The sequence below is a fragment of the Calidifontimicrobium sp. SYSU G02091 genome, from assembly GCF_022631395.1.
GTDB lineage: Bacteria > Pseudomonadota > Gammaproteobacteria > Burkholderiales > Burkholderiaceae_C > Calidifontimicrobium > Calidifontimicrobium sediminis.
On the sequence record NZ_JALBGB010000021.1, the window covers coordinates 52,926 to 73,864 of the forward strand.

12 protein-coding genes and 1 pseudogene are annotated in these 20,939 nt (G+C 72.5%); 5 read left to right on the forward strand and 8 right to left on the reverse strand.

From position 1 onward, the window contains the following. The first annotated feature begins 2 nt into the window (after positions 1-2). Positions 3-1,916, forward strand: coding sequence for an ATP-binding protein (locus tag MOJ79_RS13185; RefSeq protein WP_241924573.1), 1,914 nt, complete (start codon positions 3-5; stop codon positions 1,914-1,916). A 25-nt stretch (positions 1,917-1,941) separates the two neighbouring features. On the opposite strand, the gene MOJ79_RS13190 is transcribed toward MOJ79_RS13185, so the two are convergent. The 6 genes from MOJ79_RS13190 to MOJ79_RS13215 all read right to left on the reverse strand — a co-directional run bounded on the left by MOJ79_RS13190 (position 1,942) and on the right by MOJ79_RS13215 (position 14,134). After that, positions 1,942-2,904 carry an alpha-E domain-containing protein gene (locus MOJ79_RS13190; RefSeq protein WP_241924574.1) on the reverse strand — a complete coding sequence of 321 codons (963 nt, stop codon included), beginning with the start codon at positions 2,902-2,904 and terminating at the stop codon, positions 1,942-1,944. 1 nt (position 2,905) lies between these two features. Beyond that, positions 2,906-4,342 (reverse strand): circularly permuted type 2 ATP-grasp protein, encoded by a 1,437-nt coding sequence (locus MOJ79_RS13195; protein ID WP_241924575.1) that lies wholly within the window; start codon positions 4,340-4,342, stop codon positions 2,906-2,908. A 45-nt stretch (positions 4,343-4,387) separates the two neighbouring features. Then, positions 4,388-5,341, reverse strand: a complete 954-nt coding sequence (locus tag MOJ79_RS13200) for a transglutaminase family protein (protein ID WP_241924576.1) — start codon at positions 5,339-5,341, stop codon at positions 4,388-4,390. Between the two features lie 22 nt (positions 5,342-5,363). Beyond that, the gene (locus tag MOJ79_RS13205) at positions 5,364-7,961 is read right to left on the reverse strand and encodes a circularly permuted type 2 ATP-grasp protein (protein ID WP_241924577.1); all 2,598 of its coding nucleotides are present in this window, start codon (positions 7,959-7,961) and stop codon (positions 5,364-5,366) included. A gap of 110 nt (positions 7,962-8,071) precedes the next feature. Beyond that, positions 8,072-11,620, reverse strand: a complete 3,549-nt coding sequence (locus MOJ79_RS13210) for a transglutaminase family protein (protein ID WP_241924578.1) — start codon at positions 11,618-11,620, stop codon at positions 8,072-8,074. A gap of 117 nt (positions 11,621-11,737) precedes the next feature. Beyond that, complete coding sequence (locus MOJ79_RS13215) at positions 11,738-14,134, reverse strand: DNA internalization-related competence protein ComEC/Rec2 (protein WP_241924579.1); 2,397 nt, start codon at positions 14,132-14,134, stop codon at positions 11,738-11,740. 181 nt (positions 14,135-14,315) lie between these two features. On the opposite strand from MOJ79_RS13215, the gene MOJ79_RS13220 reads away from it, so the two are divergent. Together MOJ79_RS13220 and MOJ79_RS13225 are read left to right on the forward strand one after the other, a co-directional pair. Beyond that, positions 14,316-14,774, forward strand: coding sequence for a RidA family protein (locus MOJ79_RS13220; RefSeq protein WP_241924580.1), 459 nt, complete (start codon positions 14,316-14,318; stop codon positions 14,772-14,774). Then, entirely contained in the window at positions 14,771-15,271 is a 501-nt protein-coding gene (locus MOJ79_RS13225) for a disulfide bond formation protein B (protein ID WP_241924581.1), read from the forward strand. The genes MOJ79_RS13220 and MOJ79_RS13225 overlap by 4 nt, the downstream gene beginning before the upstream one ends. Here MOJ79_RS13225 and MOJ79_RS13230 read toward each other — a convergent pair. Continuing rightward, complete coding sequence (locus MOJ79_RS13230; RefSeq protein ID WP_119354429.1) at positions 15,258-15,647, reverse strand: 4a-hydroxytetrahydrobiopterin dehydratase; 390 nt, start codon at positions 15,645-15,647, stop codon at positions 15,258-15,260. The genes MOJ79_RS13225 and MOJ79_RS13230 overlap by 14 nt on opposite strands. A gap of 809 nt (positions 15,648-16,456) precedes the next feature. Here MOJ79_RS13230 and MOJ79_RS13235 point away from each other — a divergent pair. Next, entirely contained in the window at positions 16,457-17,401 is a 945-nt protein-coding gene (locus MOJ79_RS13235; protein ID WP_241924582.1) for an IS5 family transposase, read from the forward strand. A gap of 92 nt (positions 17,402-17,493) precedes the next feature. After that, positions 17,494-20,541 carry a hypothetical protein gene (locus tag MOJ79_RS13240; protein WP_241924583.1) on the forward strand — a complete coding sequence of 1,016 codons (3,048 nt, stop codon included), beginning with the start codon at positions 17,494-17,496 and terminating at the stop codon, positions 20,539-20,541. Between the two features lie 118 nt (positions 20,542-20,659). Here MOJ79_RS13240 and MOJ79_RS13245 read toward each other — a convergent pair. Next, positions 20,660-20,939: pseudogene (locus tag MOJ79_RS13245) on the reverse strand (DNA topoisomerase IV subunit A); the annotation flags it as partial.

The window sequence follows — 20,939 nt, forward strand, 5'->3', positions numbered from 1 at the left end:
CGATGGCCGCCCGCCTGCCCCCCCTCTCCGCTGCGCCCGAAGCCGTCGCGCCGACGGCTGCCGACGCGCCGCCACGCCGCATCTCGCGCTGGGACGGCTGGCGGTGGCGCCTGCTGGCGCTGATCGCGCTGGCGCTGGCGCTCGCGCTGCTGCTGCTCGCCCGAGCGCTCGGCGACGATGCCTGGGTGGCCGCCGACTGGCGCGCCGGTGAGGATGGCGCGCTCGTGCTGCACGCCGCGGCCGACCCGGCGCTGGCGGTGCGCGCCGGCCAGGCGGTGGTCGGGATCGTCGGCCGCGACGGCCGCGTGGTGGCAGTCGATGCGCTGCTGCTGCAGCACGACGTGCGCTGGGTCCCCGACGGCGCGACGCGACAGCGACTGCTCGAGCAGCATCGGCGCTGGCGCGACGCCGTCGCCACCGCAACGGTGACGCTGCAGTTCGCCGATGGCGCTGCGATCGCGACCACGGTCACCGCGCGCGGTGCCGCCGGGCTGGGGCTGGCGTTCTGGACACTGGGCTCGCTGGCGGTGCTGCTGGCGCTGGCCGGCTCAGCGGCCGCGCTGCGGCGCCCGCTGGCCCGCGGCGTCGCGCTGCGGCTGGCGCCGTACGTCGTGCTCGCGGGGGCGCAGGCGATGCACCTCGCCGGTCTGGCGGTCGCGAGCGTGCCGGGCCCCGCGACGGCCCTGGGCCTCGGCGCAACGCTCGGCGCCTGGCACACGGCGCTGGACCTGCTCACCGCGGCGGCTGCCGTGCATGCCGCCGCCGTGCATCCCCATCCGCACCGGCACGCCGGCCTCCTCGTCGTCGGCGCATGGTTGGTCGCTGGCGTGCTGTCGGCGCTGGCGGCGGCCGGCGCGCTGCACGGCCTGGGCGCCGGCGCGCTCGGTCTGTCGAACGCGGCGGCGCTGGGCACCGCGGTGGTGCTGTCGGTCGGCGCGCTGGCACTCGTGCGACCGTGGGTGAAGGCACCGCTGGCCGGGTTGCGCGCGCCCGATGCCGAGCGCCTGCTCGACCACCTGCTCAGCGCCACGCACGACACGCAGCACGACCCGCGTCACGGCGCGGCCGCACTGCGCGACCTGCTCGCCGAGGTCTTCGAGCCGCGCGAGATCGCCGCCGCACGGCACGCGCCGCGGCGCGCGCGTGTGTTCGGCGCCGGCTCGACGCTGGTCGTGCCGCTGCCGGCGCACGACGGCGACGCTGCGGCACCGGGCGCCCTTGTGCTGCGTTACGCGCGGCAGGGCCGGCGGTTGTTCACGCGCGACGACGCGCGTCTGGCCGACCGGGCCGTCGAGCAGTTGCGGCGCGCCACGCGCTTCGGCGACGCCGTCGAGCAGGGACGCACCGAAGAGCGCAGCCGGCTCGCGCAGGACCTGCACGACGACATCGGCGCGCGACTGCTGACGCTGATGTACCAGGCGCCGACGCCGCAGATGGAGGACTACCTGCGCCACACGCTGCAGGACCTGAAAACGCTCACGCGCGGGCTCGCCGCGACGAGCCGGCGCCTGGGCGAGGCGGCCGCCGAATGGAAGAGCGACCTCGGCCAGAGGCTCGAGATGGCGCACTGCCAGCTCGCGTGGTCGGTCTCGTACGACAGCGAGCCCGAACTCGGCGTCGCGCAGTGGTCGGCACTGACGCGGCTGCTGCGCGAGCTGGTCACCAACGTGATCGCGCACGCGCACGCCACGCGCGTCGAGATCGAGCTCAGCGTCGAGCGCGGGCGGCTGACGCTGCTCGTCAGCGACGACGGCGACGGCGGCGACCCGGCCGCCTGGTCACCCGGCCTCGGGCTGGCCAGCGTGCGCAAGCGGGTGCGGCAGCTCGGCGGGCAGGTCCAGTGGCGCCAGCTCGCGCCCAGCGGCATCTGCTGCCGCGTCGACGTGCCGCTGCAGACGCTGCAGGCCCTTGGCTGACGGCCCGCACGCGGCCGCGCCGCGCTCAGGCCGCGACGGGCACGAGGAAGTCGCGGCTGATGCCGGCGCCCAGATCGTTGACGCGATCGAGGAACTGCGTCAGGAAGGCGTGCAGGCCGGTCGCGAGGATCTCGTCGATGCGGCCGTAACGCAGGTCGGCCTGCAGGCGGCCGGCACGGCGCACCGTCTCGTGGCTCTGCGCGTTGGCCACCAGCCGCAGGTTGGTCACGACCTCGTTCATGCACGCGGCGAGCGAGCGCGGCATGTCGGCGCGCAGGATCAGCAGTTCGGCGACCTTCTCGGGCCGGATCACGTTGCGGTAGACCTTGCGGTAGACCTCGAAGCCGGAGACCGAACGCAGGATCGCGCTCCAGTGGTAGAAGTCGACCTCCGGGCCCTCCTTGCCGTTGGCGCTGCCGAAGAACTCGCTGTCGCGCGCCTGGAACTTGACGTCGAGCAGGCGCGCGGTGTTGTCGGCGCGCTCGAGGAAGGTGCCGATGCGCACGAAGTGCAGCGACTCGTCCATCAGCATCGTGCCGACCTGCGTGCCGCGCGTCAGGTGCGAGCGGAACTTGACCCACTCGAAGATCGCGCCAGGTTCGCGCTCGAGGCTGGTCGTGCGCAGCAGCCGGTTGAACTCGAGCCACGTCTGGTTCATCGTCTCCCAGACCTCGGTCGTCAGCGTGCCGCGCACCGCGCGCGCGTTCTCGCGCGCCGCGCGCAGGCACGAGACGATGCTCGACGGGTTGGCCTCGTCGCTGACCATGAACGTCATCACCGACAGCGGCGTGACCTCGCCGTAGCGCTCGCGGAAGCCGCCGGTGAGCTCGGAGATGCTCAGCAGCCCGCGCCAGCCCTGCTCGGCCTTGTCGGCCGACTGCGGCAGCAGCGACATCTGGTAGTTGACGTCGAGCATGCGGGCGGTGTTCTCCGCCCGTTCCATGTAACGCGCCATCCAGAACAGGTGGTCCGCGGTGCGCGACAGCATCTCAGCCCTCCAAGACCCAGGTGTCCTTCGTGCCGCCGCCCTGCGACGAGTTGACGACGAGCGACCCCTCCTTCAGCGCGACGCGCGTCAGGCCGCCGGGCACCATCTGCACGCTCTTGCCCGACAGCACGAACGGGCGCAGGTCGATGTGGCGCGGCGCGATGCCCGACTCGACGAAGGTCGGGCAGGTCGACAGGCTCAGCGTCGGCTGCGCGATGTAGTTGGACGGGTTCGCCTCGAGCGCCCGGCGGAACTCGGCGATCTCGGCTGCGGTGGCCGCCGGACCGACGAGCATGCCGTAGCCGCCGGCGCCGTGCACCTCCTTGACGACGAGTTCGCCCAAGTGGCCGAGCACGTACTGCAGGTCCTGCGGCTCGCGGCACAGCCAAGTCGGCACGTTCTGCAGGACCGGCTTCTCGCCGAGATAGAACTCGATCATCTTCGGCACGTAGGGATAGATCGACTTGTCGTCGGCCACGCCGGTGCCGATCGCGTTGGCCAGCGTGATCTTGCCGCGGCGGTAGACGTCGAGCAGCCCGGCGCAGCCGAGGGCGCTGTCGGGGCGGAACGCCGCGGGGTCGAGGAAGTCGTCGTCGACGCGGCGGTAGATCACGTCGACGCGCTTCGGGCCCTGCGTCGTGCGCATGTAGACGAAGCCGTCGCGCACGAACAGGTCCTGCCCCTCGACGAGCTCGACGCCCATCTGCTGCGCGAGGAACGCGTGCTCGAAGTACGCGCTGTTGTACATGCCCGGGGTCAGCACGACGACGGTGGGCTCGTTGACACCGGCCGGCGCCACCGCGCGCAGCGTCTCGAGCAGCAGGTCCGGGTAGTGCGCGACCGGCGCGACGCGGTGGCACGCGAACAGCTCGGGGAACAGGCGCATCATCATCTTGCGGTCCTCGAGCATGTAGCTCACGCCGCTGGGCACGCGCAGGTTGTCCTCGAGCACGTAGTACGTGCCGCTGCCGTCGGCGTTGGCCGCGCGCACGATGTCGATGCCGGCGATGTGCGAATACACGCCGCCCGGCACGTCGACACCCATCATCTCGCGGCGGAACTGCGCGTTGTGGAGCACCTGCTCGGCCGGCACGACGCCGGCCTTGAGGATCTCCTGGCTGTGGTAGACGTCGTGGACGAAGCGGTTGAGCGCCGTCACGCGCTGGCGCAGCCCGCGCTCGAGCTCGCGCCACTCGGCCGCGGGGATGATGCGCGGGATCAGGTCGAACGGGATCAGCCGCTCGGTCCCGGCGCCGTCCTCGTCCTTGGCGCCGTAGACCGCGAACGTGATGCCGACGCGGCGGAAGATCATCTCGGCCTCGGCGCGGCGCGCCATCATCGCGTCGTGCGGCTGGTCGCGCAGCCAGCGCTCGTAGGCGCGGTAGTGGTCGCGCACCGCGCCGTCGGCGGTGTACATCTCTTCGAAACCGGGTCTCATCGCCTGGGGCTCCCCAATTGCCACACCTTAAGCAACTTGCATGCCCTACCTCGGGGCGACGGGCGGCGCGGCGTCGTCGGCGACGCGCCGCGTCGTCACGCGTACCTCGAGCTGGTGGGTGCCGCCGCCGCGGATCACGCCACGCAGCGGCGTGACGTCGCCGTAGTCGCGGCCGATCGCGACGCGCATGTGATCGCTTGCCGGTAGGCAGGCATTGGTCGGGTCCAGCTCGAGCCAGTCGCCATCGCCGTCACCGGTGCCGTCGCCGCGCGGGCACCACAGCGCGACCCACGCGTGCGACGCGTCGGCGCCCACCAGCGGCGCCTGCCCCGGCGGGGGCTGCGTCAGCAGGTAGCCGCTGACGTAGCGCGCCGCCAGCCCGAGCATGCGCAGCGCGCCGATCAGCAGGTGCGCGAAGTCCTGGCACACGCCGCGGCGCGACTGCCACACCGCCTCCAGCGGCGTGTCGACCGTCGTGCTCGCGCTGACGTAGGCGAAGTCGGCGTGCAGACGCTGCATCAGCTCGATCGCCGCCGCCGCCGCGGGGCGCTGCGGCGCGAACGAGCGCAGCGCGTAGGCGCGCAGCGGCTCGAAGCGCGGCACGTACGGCGACGGCACGGCGAACTCGGTGGCCGCCTCGAAGCGGCAGCCGGCGCGGTAGGTCAGGCGCTCGCGCAGCCGCTCCCATGGCGGCGTGTCCTCGGGCGGCATCGGCGGTGGCGGATCGACACGCACGTGGCTCGCCGCGCGCACACGCAGCTCGCGGTGCGCGCCGGCCGCGGTGAAGCTGTGGCGCATGTTGCCGAAGCGGTCGCGCTCCTCGGTCAGGCGCAGCGGTGGCGGCGTGATGTCGAGCGCGAAGTGCAGCAGCTGCTGCCCGCGGTCCTCGCGCGGGCGCAGGAAGGCCTGGTGATGCGCCCAGTCGACCGGCGTGCCGTAGCGGTAGACCGTCTCGTGCTCGACGTCGAGCACCGCCGGCACGTTCGAGCGCCCGCTCACGCGCACCCCCGCAGGCGCCGGCTCACACCCGGCGCGGCACGTCGGTGCCGGCGTGTGCGAAGTAGTGGCTGCCCAGGTCGTCCGACAGCCGCCGCCCGGCCTGCGCCAGCTGGTGCGCGAGCGCCCGCAGGCGCCAGCGCAGCGCCGCCTCGCTGGCGTCGCCGTGCAGACTGCGCAACTCGTCGATCGACAGTCCGGCACCGTCGGCGGGCAGCCGCGCGACCCACGCGTCGAGCAGCGTGTCGGGACCCGGCAGCTTGCGCAGCTCGATGCGCAACCGGCGCAGCACGCCGGCGAACGCGCGCGGGTTGGCCTCGTCGAGCACGAGCGTGTCGACCACCGCGAGCAGGTCCTGGTGGCGCTGGTAGCGCGCGCGGTAGGTGATCGTGCTGTCGAACAGCTCGAGCGCGAGCTCGAGCCCGGCTTCGCTGTCGAGCGCGGCGAGGTCGAGCAGCGTCGCGAACGACTGCGCGAGGCCGACGAGGCGCTCGATGAAGCGCCCGACCGTCAGCAGCCGCCAGCCGTGGTCGCGGGTCATGCGGTCGCTCTGCGCGCCGGTCACCGCCGCCAGCTGCACCGCGAGCCGGTCGAGCGCCGGCAGCGCGGTGGCCGCGCTCGGCAGCGGCGGCGCGAGCAGCGCGTCGACACCGCGCGGGTGCGACGGCGGCGGCGCGAACGCGGCGTGGAAGTCCTCGCCCATCGCCTGCACCAGCCCCCAGTGCTCGGTCGACAGCCGCTCGCGCAGGCTGCCGGCCGCGCGCGCGAGCGCGGCCAGGTTGAAGCCGATGCTGAACGCGCCCGAGGTGTCGGTCAGCGCGGCCAGCACGCTGCGCTCGAACACCGCCGGCGCACGTGCCAGCCCCGGCACCTCGGCCGGCGCCAGCCCGCTGTCGCGCGCGAGCACCGAGACGGCGTCGAGCAGCGCAGGCGGCGCATCGGTGTCGCTGTCGATCAGCGTCAGCGTCGCGCGCGCCAGCCGCACGAGCTGCTCGGTGCGCTCGGTGTAGCGGCCGAGCCAGAACAGGTTCTCCGCGGTGCGGCTGGCCACCGGCCGGCGCCGCGCGAGGATGTCGTCGATGCCCAGCCGCTGCGGCAGCATCGAGAACAGGTCGACCGGCCCGTCGGTCAGCACCCAGGTGTCCATGCTCGTGCCGCCGCGCTGCATCGACACCGTCGTCGGCACGCCGGCGGCCACGCGCGTCATGCCGCCGGGCAGCGCATGCCAGCGGCCGTGGCCGTCGGCGATCGCGTAGACGCGCAGCCCGGCCGGGCGCGTGTGGATCGCCCCGTCGCGCCACAGCGGCGCGCGCGAGAACGCGAGCCGGCCCTGCACCGTCCACGCGTCGGGGTCGGCCTCGATCGCCTCGATCGTCGGTGCCCCCGACGCCGGCGCGCCGGGGCGGCGCGGGAAGGTGTGGCGCACGACCTTGTCGTCGAGCGCGCCGCGCACCGCCTGCCACGCCGCGGGCTCGCCGCACCACCAGGTCGGCAGCGACGGCATCGCGAGCTCCTCGCCGAGCAGCGCACGCGAGATCGCCGGCAGGAAGCCTTGGAGTGCCGGCGTCTCGAGGCACGCGCTGCCCAGCGCGTTGGCGACGACGACGCGCCCGGCGCGTACCGCCTGCAGCAGCGCGGGCACGCCCAGCGTCGAGTCGGCGCGCAGCTCGAGCGGGTCGCACCACTGGTCGTCGAGCCGCCGCAGCAGCGCATGCACCGGCTCGAGCCCCTCGACCGTCTTCAGGTAGACGCGGTCGTCGCGCACCGTCAGGTCGCCGCCCTCGACCAGCGGCACGCCGAGGTAACGCGCGAGGTACGCGTGCTCGAAGTACGTCTCGCTGTACGGCCCCGAGGTCAGCAGCGCCAGCCGCGGCGACTCGCCGCCGGCGGCCTGCGCCGCCTGCGCCTCGACGGTGTCGAGCAGCCGCCGGTAGCTCGACGCGATGTGCTGCACGCGCAGCTCGCGAAACGCCTCGGGGAACAGCCGCGAGACCGTCAGCCGGTTGTGCAGCACGTAGCCGAGACCCGACGGGTTCTCGCAGCGCTGCGCGACGACCCACCAGTGCCCGTCGGGCCCGCGCGCGAGGTCGAACGCGACGATGTGCAGGTACAGCCCGCCCGGCGGCACGACGCCGTGCAGCGGACGCAGGTAGCCCGGGTGCCGGAACAGCAGCGCGGCCGGCAGCAGCGCGTCGCGCAGCAGCCGCTGCGCGCCGTACAGGTCGGCCATCATCGCGTTGAGCAGCCGCGCGCGCTGCACGATGCCGCGCTCGATCGCGGCCCAGTCGTCGGGCTCGACGATCAGCGGCAGCACCTCGAGCGGCCAAGGCCGCGCCGGCCCGCGCCCGCCGGCGTCGGTGCCGTAGACGTTGTGCGTGATGCCGTCGGCTCGGCTCTGGCGCGCGAGCTGTGCGGCGCGCGCGTCGAGTTCGGCGCGCGCGGCCGCCGGATCGGCGGGCAACCAGTCGAAGAAGCGCTCCCAGCTCGCGCGCGGGCGGCCGTGCGCATCGTGCAGTTCGTCGTGCCGCGACGCGCGCGCCGCGTCCGGCTCGCGCAGCAGCGCCGCGAAGGTCGATCCGCCCGTCGGCGGTGCGGCGGCAGACGACGGGTTCAGCGCACTCATGCGGCGTGGCGGCGGCGCGCGCGTCGGCGCGACGACGGGGCACGGCCGCCAGGCCGCAGCCGGTGGCCGCTCACGCGTCAGCTCGCTCGGACAGGGTCATCGCGCCGACCTTACCCGAGCCGCAGGTCGAGCGTGAACGGGAATTCCCGGCTCGGCTGCGCCGGCGCGACCTTCATCGCGCCCGGCGTGTGGCCGAACCGGAAGAAGCGCGCCAGCCGCCGGCTCTCGGCCTCGTAGGCGTTGACCGGGAACGTGTCGTAGTTGCGCCCGCCCGGGTGCGCGACGTGGTAGCGGCAGCCGCCGAGCGAGCGCTGCAGCCAGTTGTCGACGACGTCGAACGTCAGCGGCGCGTGCACGGCTATCGTCGGGTGCAGCGCCGACGGCGGCTGCCACGCGCGGTAGCGCACGCCGCAGACGAACTCGCCGACGCGCCCGGTGGGCTGCAGCGGCAGCGCGCGGCCGTTGACGGTGACGACGTGGCGGTTGTCGTTGAGCCCCGTGACCTTGACCTCGAGCCGCTCGAGCGACGAGTCGACGTAGCGCACCGTGCCGCCGATCGCGCCCTCCTCGCCCATCACGTGCCACGGCTCGAGCGCGTGGCGCAGCACGAGCTCGAGGCCCGCGACCGCCACCTCGCCGATCAGCGGGAAGCGGAACTCGAAGTGCGGCGCGAACCACTGGGCGTCGAACGCGAAGCCGGCCTGCGTGAGCTCGGCCAGCACGTCGTCGAAGTCCATCCTGACGAAGGTGGGCAGCATGAAGCGGTCGTGCAGCCCGGTGCCCCAGCGCGTGAGCCGCTGCGCGCCGGCGGTGCGGTACGGCTCGCGCCAGAACCACGCGACGAGTGCGCGCAGCAGCAGCTGCTGCACCAGGCTCATGCGCGCGTGCGGCGGCATCTCGAACGCGCGCAGCTCGAGCAGGCCCAGCCGTCCGCTCGGGCTGTCGGGCGAGTAGAGCTTGTCGATGCAGAACTCGGCGCGGTGCGTGTTGCCGCTGACGTCGATCAGCAGGTTGCGCAGCGTGCGGTCGATCAGCCACGGCGGGACGGGATACGAGTCCGGGGCCCCTCCCCCGGACTGGCCGTGCACGCCGAGCTGGCGCTCGATCTCCTGCAGCGCGATCTCGACCTCGTAGACCTGGTCGTCGCGCGCCTCGTCGATGCGCGGGCTCTGGCTCGTCGGCCCGATGAACAGGCCCGAGAACAGGTAGCTCAGGCTCGGGTGGTTGTGCCAGAAGGTCAGCAGGCTCGCGAGCAGGTCGGGCCGGCGCAGGAACGGGCTGTCGGCGGGCGTCGCGCCGCCGAGCACGAAGTGGTTGCCGCCGCCGGTGCCGGTGTGGCGGCCGTCGAGCATGAACTTCTCGGTGCTGAGCCTGGTCTGGTGCGCCGCCTCGTAGAGGAACTCGGTGTGGTCGACGAGCTCGTCCCAGTTCGACGCCGGGTGGATATTGACCTCGATCACGCCCGGATCGGGCGTGACCTGCAGCACCTTCAGGCGCGGGTCGCGCGGCGGCGGGTAGCCCTCGAGCACGATCTTCATGCCGAGCTCGGCGGCCGTCGCCTCGACCGCGGCGAGCAGCGCGAGGTAGTCCTCGAGGTGCGCCAGCGGCGGCATGAAGACGTAGAGCACCCCGCTCTTGCCGCCGCGCTGCGCCTCGCCCTTCGGGCCGTTCATGCGCTGCGGGTCGCGCACCTCGACGCACAGCGCGGTGCGCACGATCCACGACGCGCTCTCGCCGCGCTGCGGGAACGCGTCGGTGCCGCGCGGGTGCGGCGCCACCGGCGTGTGGGGGCCGGCGGCCATCGGCCACCCGCCGCCTGGCTCGCCGCCCGCCACGCCCTCGCCGAGCGCCGGCCACGGCTGGCCCTGCAGCGCCACCGCGCCGCCTTCGGCGTAGCCGCGACCGACCTGGTGCGCGTCGTAGCCAGGACCGCCGGCCTGCGCGCGCAGCGCGGCGGCCCCCGGCAGCGCGGGGCGCGGCGCGAACGGGTCGTGCTCGAGGTGGAACGGGTACTCGCTCGCCTTGACCCACGGCAGCGAGTCGAGCGGCAGGCGGTAGCCCATCGGCGAGTCGCCCGGGATCAGGTACAGCCGCTCGTCGCGCACGAACCAGCGGCCGGTGATCCACTTCGGCCCCGCCGTGCCGACCTGCCACTCGCGCTTGAGCGGCAGCACGTAGCCGACGACGTGGGCCAGCCCCTGGTCGAACACGCGGCGCAGCCGCGCACGCTCGAGCTCGTCGTCGAGCCTGCTGTCGAACGGGTCGACGTTGACCGGCAACCGGCGCTCGCGCCACAGGTAGTACCAGGTGTCCTCGTAGCCCGGGACGACGTACTTCGGGTCGAGGCCGAGCCGGCGCGTCAGCGTTTCGATGAAGCGCTTCGCGTCGGCGTCGGTGTAGTGGTGCGGTTCGCGCTCGTCGGCGAACAGGCCCGGGTCGTGCCAGCACGGCTCGCCGTCGGCGCGCCAGGCCACCGTCAGCGCCCAGCGCGGCAGCTGCTCACCGGGGTACCACTTGCCCTGGCCGAAGTGCAGGAAGCCGCCGGCGCCGTACTTGTCGCGCAGCCTGTGCACCAGCCCCTGCGCAACGCCGCGCTTGGTGGGCCCGAGCGCGTCGGTGTTCCACTCCGCGCCGTCGCGGTCGTCGACCGAGACGAAGGTCGGCTCGCCGCCCATCGTCAGCCGCACGTCCTGCTTCGCGAGGTGCGCGTCGACGTCGTGGCCGAGGTTCAGGATGGCCTGCCACTGCTCGTCGTTGTACGGCTTGGTCACGCGCGGCGACTCGTGGATGCGCGTGACCGCCATGTGGTGGCTGAACTCGACCTCGGCCTCGTCGTGCGCGCCGGTGATCGGCGCCGCGCTCGACGGCTCGGGCGTGCACGCGACCGGGATGTGCCCCTCGCCGGCGAGCAGCCCCGAGGTGGGGTCGAGCCCGATCCAACCGGCGCCGGGCAGGTAGACCTCGCACCACGCGTGCAGGTCGGTGAAGTCGGCCTCGGCGCCGCTCGGGCCGTCGATGGCCTTGACGTCGGGCTTGAGCTGGATCAGGTAGCCCGAGACGAAGCGCGCCGCGAGCCCGAGGTGGCGCAGCAGCTGCACGAGCAGCCAGCCGCTGTCGCGGCACGAGCCGCAACCCTTTTCGAGCGTCTCCTCGGGCGTCTGCACACCCGGCTCGAGCCGGATCAGGTACGCGATCTCGCGCTGCAGCCGCCGGTTGAGGTCGACGATGAAGTCCACCGTGCGACGCCGCTCGCGCGACACCGTGTTCAGGAAGGCCTCGAAGCGCGGCGTCAGCGGCAGCTTGGCCAGGTACGGCAGCAGGTCGTGCTTCAGCCCGGGCTCGTAGTCGAACGGAAAGTGCTCGGCGTCGGGCTCGAGGAAAAAGTCGAACGGGTTGTAGACCGCCATCTCGGCGACGAGATCGACGGTGATCTTCAGCTCGGTCGTCTTGCCGGGGAACACGAGCCGCGCGAGGTAGTTCGCGAACGGGTCCTGCTGCCAGTTGACGAAGTGCTCGGCCGGCTCGACACGCATCGAATAGCTCAGCACCGGCGTGCGGCTGTGCGGCGCCGGGCGCAGCCGCACGATCTGCGGCGACAGGCCGACGAGACGGTCGTAGCGGTAGTGCGTGACGTGGTTCAGCGCGACGTGGATGGCCACCCGTTCTCTCCCTGTGTCCGCGCGGCCGGCATGCAACTTCCAGACCACGGGCACCGGTTCGGTGCAGTGCGTCGCGCACCGGTGCGGTGCACGGCACGTGCGCGACGGGCGCCGGTGTCAGAAGCGGTGATGCCAGTAGCGACGGCGGCGCTCGCGCTCGCAGGTCGGTGCGGCCGCGGCCGGCCAGTGCCAGGCACCGCAGCGGTCGCTGCGCACGACGTCGATGCCGCGCTCGGCGTAGCGCTCGAGCACATCGGCTGCCGGATGACCGAAGCGGTTGGCAAAGCCCGCCTGCACGACGGCCACGCGCGGCGACACCGCATCGAGAAAGCCCGCGCTCGACGAGGTGCGGCTGCCGTGGTGCGGCACGAGCAGCACGTCGCTGCGCAGCGCGGCGCCGTGCCGCTGCACCAGCGCCGCTTCCTGTGCCGCCTCGATGTCGCCGGCCAGCAGCACGCGGCGCCCGCTCGCGTCGACGACGCGCAGCACGCAGCTCAGCGCGTTGGGCCGCAGCGCCCTGTCGTGGTCCTCGGCCGGGGGATGCAGCACCTCGAACGTGACGCCGTCCCACTGCCAGCGCTGGCCGGCCTCGCAGCGCCGCTGCGGCAGCGGCGCCGCACGCAGCGGGTGATCGGCGGGCAGCGAGCTGTCGAGCCGGCCCACCGGCAGCGCCGCGACCACCGCCGCGGCGCCGCCGACGTGGTCGCTGTCGCGGTGGCTGAGCACGAGCGCATCGAGCCAGCGCACGCCGAGCGCGTGCAGCAGCGGCACGAGCACGCGCTGGCCCGCGTCGCTGTCGCGGCTGTACTGCGGCCCGGCGTCGTACAGCAGCGCGTGATGCCGCGTGACGACGAGCACCGCGCTGCCCTGGCCGACGTCGACGGCGAGCAGGTCGAAGCCGCCGTGCGGCGGGCGCTCGACCGCCGGCCACAGCAGCGGCAACGCCAGCGGCAGTGCGAGCAGGCGCACGCGCGTGGGCAGCGGCGCCACCGCGAGCCAGGCCGCGAGCAGCCCGCCGGCCTGCACCCACCACGGCGCGACGGGTGCGGTCCAGACCGCCCACGACCCCGCGGTCAGCGCGGCCAGCAGCGCCGTCCACAGGGCCACGGCTGCGGCCGCGGCGTCCCACAGCGGCGGTGCGACGATGCCCGCCAGCGCGAGCGGCGTGACGACCAGCGTGACGAGCGGAATCGCGACCAGGTTGGCAACGAAGCCGACGAGCGAGACCTGCTGGAACAGCACCAGCGTCAGCGGCGCCAGACCGACGGTGGCGACGGCCTGCGTGCGCAGCGCACCGTGCACGGCGCGGGCCGCGCGCGCGGGCCACGACGGCGCCGCCTGCATGGCGGCCGCGCGGCGCGCCGGCTCGGAGCCGATCAGCAGCGCGACGGCGACGAACGACAGCCAGAAGCCCGGCTCCAGCAAGGCCCACGGATCGGCCACGCTGACGGCGACGGCCGCCGCCAGCAGCACGAGTGGCCAAGGCCAGTTCAACCCCAGGCTCGCGACGGCCGCAGCAGCCGCCAGCATCCACACGGTGCGCTGCGCCGGCACGCCCCAGCCGGCGAACACGGCATACGCGGCGGCGGCCAGCACGCCGCCCCAGCGCGCGGCCGCGGGCGCCGGCAGCCACAGCGGCAGCCGCGCACTGCGCCGCCACGCCCAGCCGATCAGGCCGCCGGCCGCCCACGCGAACATCGTCACGTGCAAACCACTGATCGCGACCAGGTGCGCCGTGCCCGACGCGCGGAACAGGTCCCACTCGCTGCGCTCGATCGCGCTCTGGTCGCCGACCGCGAGCCCGGCGAGCACGCCGGCTGCGCCGGGGTCGGCCACGCGCGCCGCGATCGCGTCGCGCACGCGCTGGCGCGCGCGCTCGACCGGATGCGCCGCGTCGACCGCGAGCAGCCGCGGCGTGGCATTGCCGGCCGCGGTGCGCACGTAGCCGCTGGCGCGCAGGCCGCGCTCGAACAGCCACAGCTCGTGGTCGAAGCCGTGCGGGTTGCGGTGCCCGTGCGGCGGCCGCAGCCGCGCGGTCAGGCGCCAGCGCTGGCCGGCCTGCACCTCCAGCGGCGGCCCGGCCAGCAGCGCGGCGTCGTGCCAGCCCCGGTACCAGCCGAGCGAGACGCGCCGCGGCACCGCGACCGGCTCGCCGCGCCAGCGCGCCTCGTCGACCTCGAACGCGAAGCGCACGCCGCCGCTGACCTGCCGCGGCAGGCTCGCGACGGTGCCGACGAGCTCGACGTCGGCCCCGTCGAGCGCGGGCGGCAGCCCGTCGGCGAGGCGCCACGCGGCGCGCGACTCGGTCAGGCCGAACGCCGCGGCGGCCATGAGCAGCAGGCACGGGACCGCGTGCCGTCGCAGCAGGATCGCCGCGCCCAGACACGCGAGGCCGAACAGCAGCGCCCACCCGGCGGGCCACACCTCGGCGCGCGCGAGCTGCGCACCGGTGCCGGCCAGCCACGCCAGGCCCAGACCGAGCAGCCGAAGGCCGGCGAAACTGCGATCGCGCATGCGCCGACGCTAGGCCGCCGGCGCGCGCCGCACCCATCCATCCGAAGTGGGGAGCGGCGCCACCGCGGGCGCGTCGCCGCGCCCGCGCCGCCCCGCGGCAGGCCGGCGTCGACCACCGCCGCGCCGCGTCACGGTGCCGCGTGTACGATGCGCTCCCCGCATCGCCGATCGAGAAACCGCCATGTCCGTCCACGCCCGCCTGCAGTCGCTGGGCATCACGCTGCCGCCGGTGGCGGTGCCCGCCGCCGCCTACGTGCCGTTCGTGCGCAGCGGCGACCTCGTGTTCCTGTCGGGCCACATCGCGAAGAAAGACGGCAAGCCGTGGGTCGGCCAGCTCGGGCTGACGATGACGACCGACGAAGGCAAGGCCGCCGCGCGCGCGGTGGCGATCGACCTGCTGGGCACCTTGGCGGCCGCCGTCGACGGGGACCTCGAGCGCGTCGTGCGCATCGTCAAGGTGCTCAGCCTCGTCAACAGCACGCCGACCTACACCGAGCAGCACCTCGTGACCAACGGCTGCTCCGAGCTGCTTGGCCAGGTCTTCGGCGAGGCCGGTGCGCACGCGCGCAGCGCGTTCGGCGTCGCGCAGCTGCCGCTCGGGGCCTGCGTCGAGATCGAGCTGATCGCGCAGGTGCGGTGAGCGCCGCGACGCGCACGTTCGCGGCCGGGGCGCTGCTCGCCACCGGCGCCGTGGCGGCCGCGCTGGTCAGCCAGCACGTCTACGACATGCAGCCGTGCCCGTGGTGCGTGCTGCAGCGGCTGATCTTCGTCGCCATTGCGGCAGCGTGCGGGCTCGGGCTGCTGTGGCGCGGTGCGGCGGGCCGCCTCGTCGCCGCGACGCTGGCGCTCGCGCTCGCGCTGTCGGGCGTGGCCGCCGCGCTGTACCAGAACCGGGTCGCGGCGAAGACCGAGTCGTGCGCGTTCACGTTCCCCGAGCGCTTCATCGCGGCGCTGCGGCTCGACGCCTGGCTGCCCGACGTGTTCCAGGCGCGTGCGAGCTGCATCGACGCCGCCGTCGACCTGTGGGGCGTGCCGTACGAGTTCTACAGCCTCGCGCTGTACGCGGCCATCGCCGCGGGCGCGCTCGCGCTGCTGCGGGCGCCGAACCGCCGTGCCCCGGCGCTCAGTCGTACTTGAGGTACTTGAAGCGCGGGTCGTCGGGCGTGCCCTCGAGCGCCGAGCCCGGCTGCGCGCCCGGCCGCCACATGATGACCTCCTCGATCTTGCGCGCGAGCTCGAAGTCCTTGTCGGTCACGCCCTTGGCGGCGTGGTTCATCAGCTTGACGTTGACGAAGGCGTACGACACCGTCAGGTCGGGGTGGTGCCAGGCCGCTTCGGCGAGGTGGCCGATCGCGTTGACGACCATCAGCGTGCCCTTCCAGCCGCTGGTGCGGTACTTGCGCCGGATCCAGCCGTCCTCGTAGGTCCAGGCCGGCAGCTCGTCGGCGAGCCGCGCGGCGATCTCTTCGGCGGTGTAGACCTCGTCAGGCGTCTTCTTGCGCCACTGTGCCATGCCAGTGCTCCGTAGCCTCGGGGGCCACGAGTATCCGGCGCCGGGCGACACCCTCGTCGCGGTGCGGTCGAGCATAGGAACTTCAGACATTCGGCGCTCCAGCCTATGGTGACGTGTCCGCCAGGGTGGGCACCGTTCAGGCGGCGAACTCTTGCGCCCCCTCGCGCGCCCGGCCCTTCGGCGGTTGCGGATCCAGCCCGAGGTGCGTCAGGAGTCAGGATCTTCTCGATCACTCGCCGCTCCAGAGTGGCGGCGATGATCCCACGCTCCGCAGCGCCGCAGTTCGGGCAGTGCTGCATATCGCTGCCGAGGACGCGCTTGAGCAGCCGTGCCCAGCTGATGCGCGGCGCCCGCGCCCGGGTCTGTTCGGCCTCGCATTCGCTGGCCAGTGCGGCTTAGGTGGCCTGCTCTGCCCCCTTGCCCCCTGCAGCACTGTCGTGCTCCACACCAGCGCGCGCAGCTTCACGTTCGGCGCCAGCACGCCATGGAACCTGATCAGGTGCAGCCTCGGCCGCGGCACGTGACTGGCGCGGCCCGATTCGCTGGCCGGTGGTCGTGAATGTCGACCTTTCTTACACACCGGCGAACGACAAACCGGGGTGATCCACGTAAGTTTTTGTTTTGTATGACTCGATTACTCACTGGCAAGGGAATTGCTTTTCGTGTTGTGCAGAACCCCAAGCAGTAGGCCCTGAACCGCCCTGCCGGACCGCATAGACACTCGCTGTTCGGGGTCGCTGCCGATGGTGGCATTTGCAGGATTTCGATCCAATCGATATCGATTCCTTCCAAATTGCACCGAGGTCGTGATGGCACCGAAGGCCGGCGTCATCAAGCGACGCAGCCTCGAGCCCGTCGTGCGGGACACGACGATGCAGCCCAAGGCGATTGCGCATCCCGCCGACGGCCGGCTGTTCAACGGCGCAAGCGAGCAATTCGTCGACACGGCGAAGGATGCCGGCATCGAGCGGAGCCAGAGCTATGCACGCCTAGGCAAGCATGGCGAGCACAAGGCCGCGTGCTACGCCCACGCGACGCAGTTCCAGCGCATGAGGCGCGAAATCAGGCAGCTGCGCACCTGGCTGGGCCGGGTGATCCGCGACGTGCAGCACAAGGCGCAGGCGATGCCCGAGGCCTTGAAAACCAAGCTTGAGATCGCACGCAGGCTGCACGCACAGCGGCGCGAGGACAAGCACAAGCTGTACGCCCTACACGCGCCCGAGGTCGAGTGCCTGGCCAAGGGCAAGGCACGCACGCCTTACGAGTTCGGCGTGAAGGTCTCGGTGGCGGTGACGGCCAAGGAGGGGCTGGTCGTGGGCATGCGCTCGATGCCCGGCAACCTCTGTGACGGGCACACCGTGGACCGCCAGCTCGAGCAGGTCGAGATCCTGACCGACGTGCGCCCGAAGATCGCGGTGGTGGACCGCGGCTACCGCGGCGCGCACGCGGCCTGCGGCACGCGACTGCTGGTCAGCCACACCCGGCGGCTGCCACGCTCGCTGAAGAAGCTGTTCAAGCGGCGCCAGGCCATCGAGCCGGTGATCGGACACATGAAGACCGACGGGCTGTTGAACCACGACTGGCTCAAGGGGGCACTGGGCGGTGCGATGCACGCGCTGCTGTGCGGCGCCGGGTACAACCTGCGCATGATCCTGGCGCACCTGCGGGTGCTTTACTGCGCCCTTGCCGCGCGCATCACGCTGGCGATCATGCTGACCACCGGCGCGACGTCGCCGCATCGCGCGCCGGCGTGAACCTGGGAACGAGTGGTTCAGGGCCGACTAGAAAGGGCGGCGTCGAAAGCGGACTCGGTTTTGTGATGCGGACCGGAACAGGAGGCGGAGCGATGAAACCGGCTCTCCCACGCTGGCTGCGACAAGGCGTCGCGGCGCTTTCCGTTTTGAGCATGTTGACGTTGGCCGGTTGCGGCGGCAGTGACGGACCGCCGGAGCCGAGCGAGGGGCAGGCGACGATTGGAGCCGCCGGCGGCACCGTGCAAGGGCCGGATGGGGTGCAGCTGGTTGTGCCCGCCGGTGCGCTGGACAGCGACACCACGATCCGCATCGCGCGCAGCAGCAGCGACGCTCCTGCGTTGTCCGGCGACCTGCAGGGCGGGCAGCCGATCTACGAGGTCACGCCGCACGGCCTGCGCTTCGCCGAGCCGGTGACGCTGCGGCTGCCGATCCGACAGAGCCCGACCGAAGATTCGGTGGTGCTCGTGGCCGAGCCCGGCGGCGAGTGGCAGGGCACCCCCGCCACCTTTTCCGGCGGCTATGCCAGTATCGAGCGCCATTCGCTGTCCTGGTACGCGATCAGCCCGGACCTGCATCTGGCATGCTTCCCGGACGCTACCGATCCCTACACCTGCGTCCGGCCTACGCTGCAGCCCGGTGGCAACATCACCGTGACGCCGCCCGAAGCCTTGCGCAGCAGCGGCCTGTCGCTATTGCTGGTGCAGCCTGCGACCGTGGCGTATCCGCTCGCGATGAGCGCCGCGCGTGATTGCCTCGCCGCCGTGCTGAAGGTCGATCGCCGGGTCGTGCCGCGTGGCACGTCGCCCACGGCGTTCATCCCGTACCAGCGCGTGCTCGAGCAGCCGATCGGCCTGGGCCCTAGCCCGAGCAACAGCAAGCGCTCTACCGCGACCTACACCTATGTGGCACAGGTCGGGCCCGGCGAGACCGGCGGTGTCGGCCTGCGCTTCATCTTCTCCTGTCGCCGCGCCCACAACAACTGGCAGCAGAGCGCTGTCATCGAGACCGGCTACCGGACGGACGTGCCCGCGCAGCCGGGCACGCCCACGATCACGCAGCAGCCGCAGGACGTCACGACAACGGCCGGCAACCGTGCCGAGTTCCGCGTGGCCGCGACGGCGCCGAACACGCTCGTCATCCACTGGCAACGCAGCAACGATGGCGGCGCCACCTGGGCCGACACCGGCACCGTCGGCGAGGTGTACGCGCTCGCGCCGGCGCAGCTTGCGGACAACGACGCACGATTGCGCGCGAGCGTGTGCAGCCAGCTCGGCGTGCAGCTCAACTGCGTGACGAGCAGGGTCGCCACGCTGACCGTCACGGCGGCCACGGTCGCACCGGTGTTCACGCAGCAGCCCCAGTCGATCACGGTGGTCGAAGGCCAGACCGCGAGCTTCACCGCGGTGGCGACCGCGACCCCCACCCCGACGATCCGCTGGTTCCGCGAGGTGCCAGGCGGACCGGCGACCGAAGTGGGCGGGCCCTGTACGGGCAGCGGCAACCAGACCGTGTGCAGCTACACCACGCCCGCGCTCGCGCTGTCCGACTCCGGTGCGCGCTACTTCGCGATCGCCACGAACGGCACGGACAACCAGATGAGTGCCATCGCGACAGTCACCGTGCAGGCGTCCGCCACGATGCCGGCCATACCGAGTGGGCAGCCCGCGGATATCGCCGTGATCGTAGGTCAGTCCGCCACGTTCAGCGTCAACGCTACGGGCACCGCGCCGCTGTCGTACCAGTGGCAGCGCGACGGCAGCGACATCGCAGGCGCCAACGGCGCCAGCTACACGCTCAGCAACGCGCAGATGTCGGACAACGGCGCGCGCTTCCGCGTGATCGTGAGCAACGGCGCCGGCAGCGCGACCAGCCGAGAGGCAACACTGACCGTCACCGCGCCCAGTGCCTGCGCTGCGCCGCAGCTCATCGAAACGGGCCCGGGCCACGCCGGCGTGCCCGAGATCGCCATGGATGCGAGCGGCAACGCCGTCGCGGTGTGGGAGCAGAACGACGGCACGTTCTTGAGCATCTACGCCAACCGCTACACCGCCGGCAGCGGCTGGGGCTCCGCCCAGCTCATCGAGTCCATGACGGGCGACACCTACCAGCCGCGGATCGCGATGGACAGCGGCGGCAACGCCATCGCCGTATGGTCGAGCCAATACGACCGCATCCATGCCAACCGTTACGTAGCCGGCGGCGGCTGGGGTACGGCGCAACGGCTCGACGGCGCTATCGGCGGCAACCCGGACATAGGGATGGAGCCTAGCGGCAGCGCCATCGCCGTGTGGCAGGGGTCCGACATCAACGGGGCCGGCATCTACGCAAGACTCTATTCCACGGGCAGTGGTTGGAGCGCACCGCAGCTCATTGGAATTGGGAACGGCGCGGACAGTGTCAACAACGCACGGATCGCCGTAGACGGGAGCGGCAACGCCATCGCCGTCTGGTCGCAGAGCAACGGAACGTCTTACAACCTGACGGCGAACCGCTACACCCAAGGCAGCGGGTGGGGAACGGCGCAGCCGATCGAAGCGCTCTCGCGCGAGGCGGACGCGGCCAACATCGCCATGAACGCGAACGGCGATACCGTCGTGGTATGGAGAGATCGGATCAACAACGGCAATGACGTCGTTGACGCGCCCGTCTACGCCATTCGCTACACCCCGGGCAGCGGCTGGGGCACGGCGCAACGGCTCGACAGCGGTACGAACTACGGATACGTCCTGGATGTCCCGCAGGTCGCGATCGATGCCAGTGGCAACGCGATCGCCGTCTGGCACGACTACGACGGCGCCGGCCAACGCATCTACGCCCGCCGGTATGTCGCCGGCAGCGGCTGGGGCGCCCTCGAGCAGCTGCAGAGCCCGACCGGTAATGATGCCTGGCGACCGGACGTCGCGATGGACGCCAACGGCAATGCGATCGTGGTGTGGTTGCAATCGCACATGACGACCTTCGGGATCTTTTTCAACCGCTATGCGCCGGGCAGCGGCTGGGGCGGGGCGACGCTGCTGGCCAACGCCACGATCGACGTGTACCAGCCCCGTGTCGCGTTAAACGGCAGCGGCACCGCCATCGCGGTCTGGCAAGAAGGAGACGGGACGACCTACAACATCAAGGCGGTGCGCTGCCCATGAAAGCGTTTGATCAAAGCGGCATGCAACCGCACGTCGCGAACGAACCGCCGTTGAGCGTGCCCCGCGCGACCGCAGCGCACGGGTCGGGCACCCCGGGGCCCCGTTCGTGTGCCGCGGCCTACGCGACGGCGGCGGCGAGCCGCACCACCTTCACGAACCCCTCGACCTTGCGCCCCTTGCGTGAGCGGCGGCCGACGTGCGCTTCGAGCGCGTTGCCGCGCAGCACCTCGTCCTTCGCCTTGCCGCCGCGCCCGCTGCCGAACACCGCCAGGCGGTCGGCACACGTCGCCACCGACACCAGCGGTGCCTTCGCGTCGACGTCCATCAGCGTCAGCCCGCGCCCGCCGTTGGGCTGCAGCTTCAGCTCGTCGAGGCCGAAGACGAGCAGGCGGCCATCG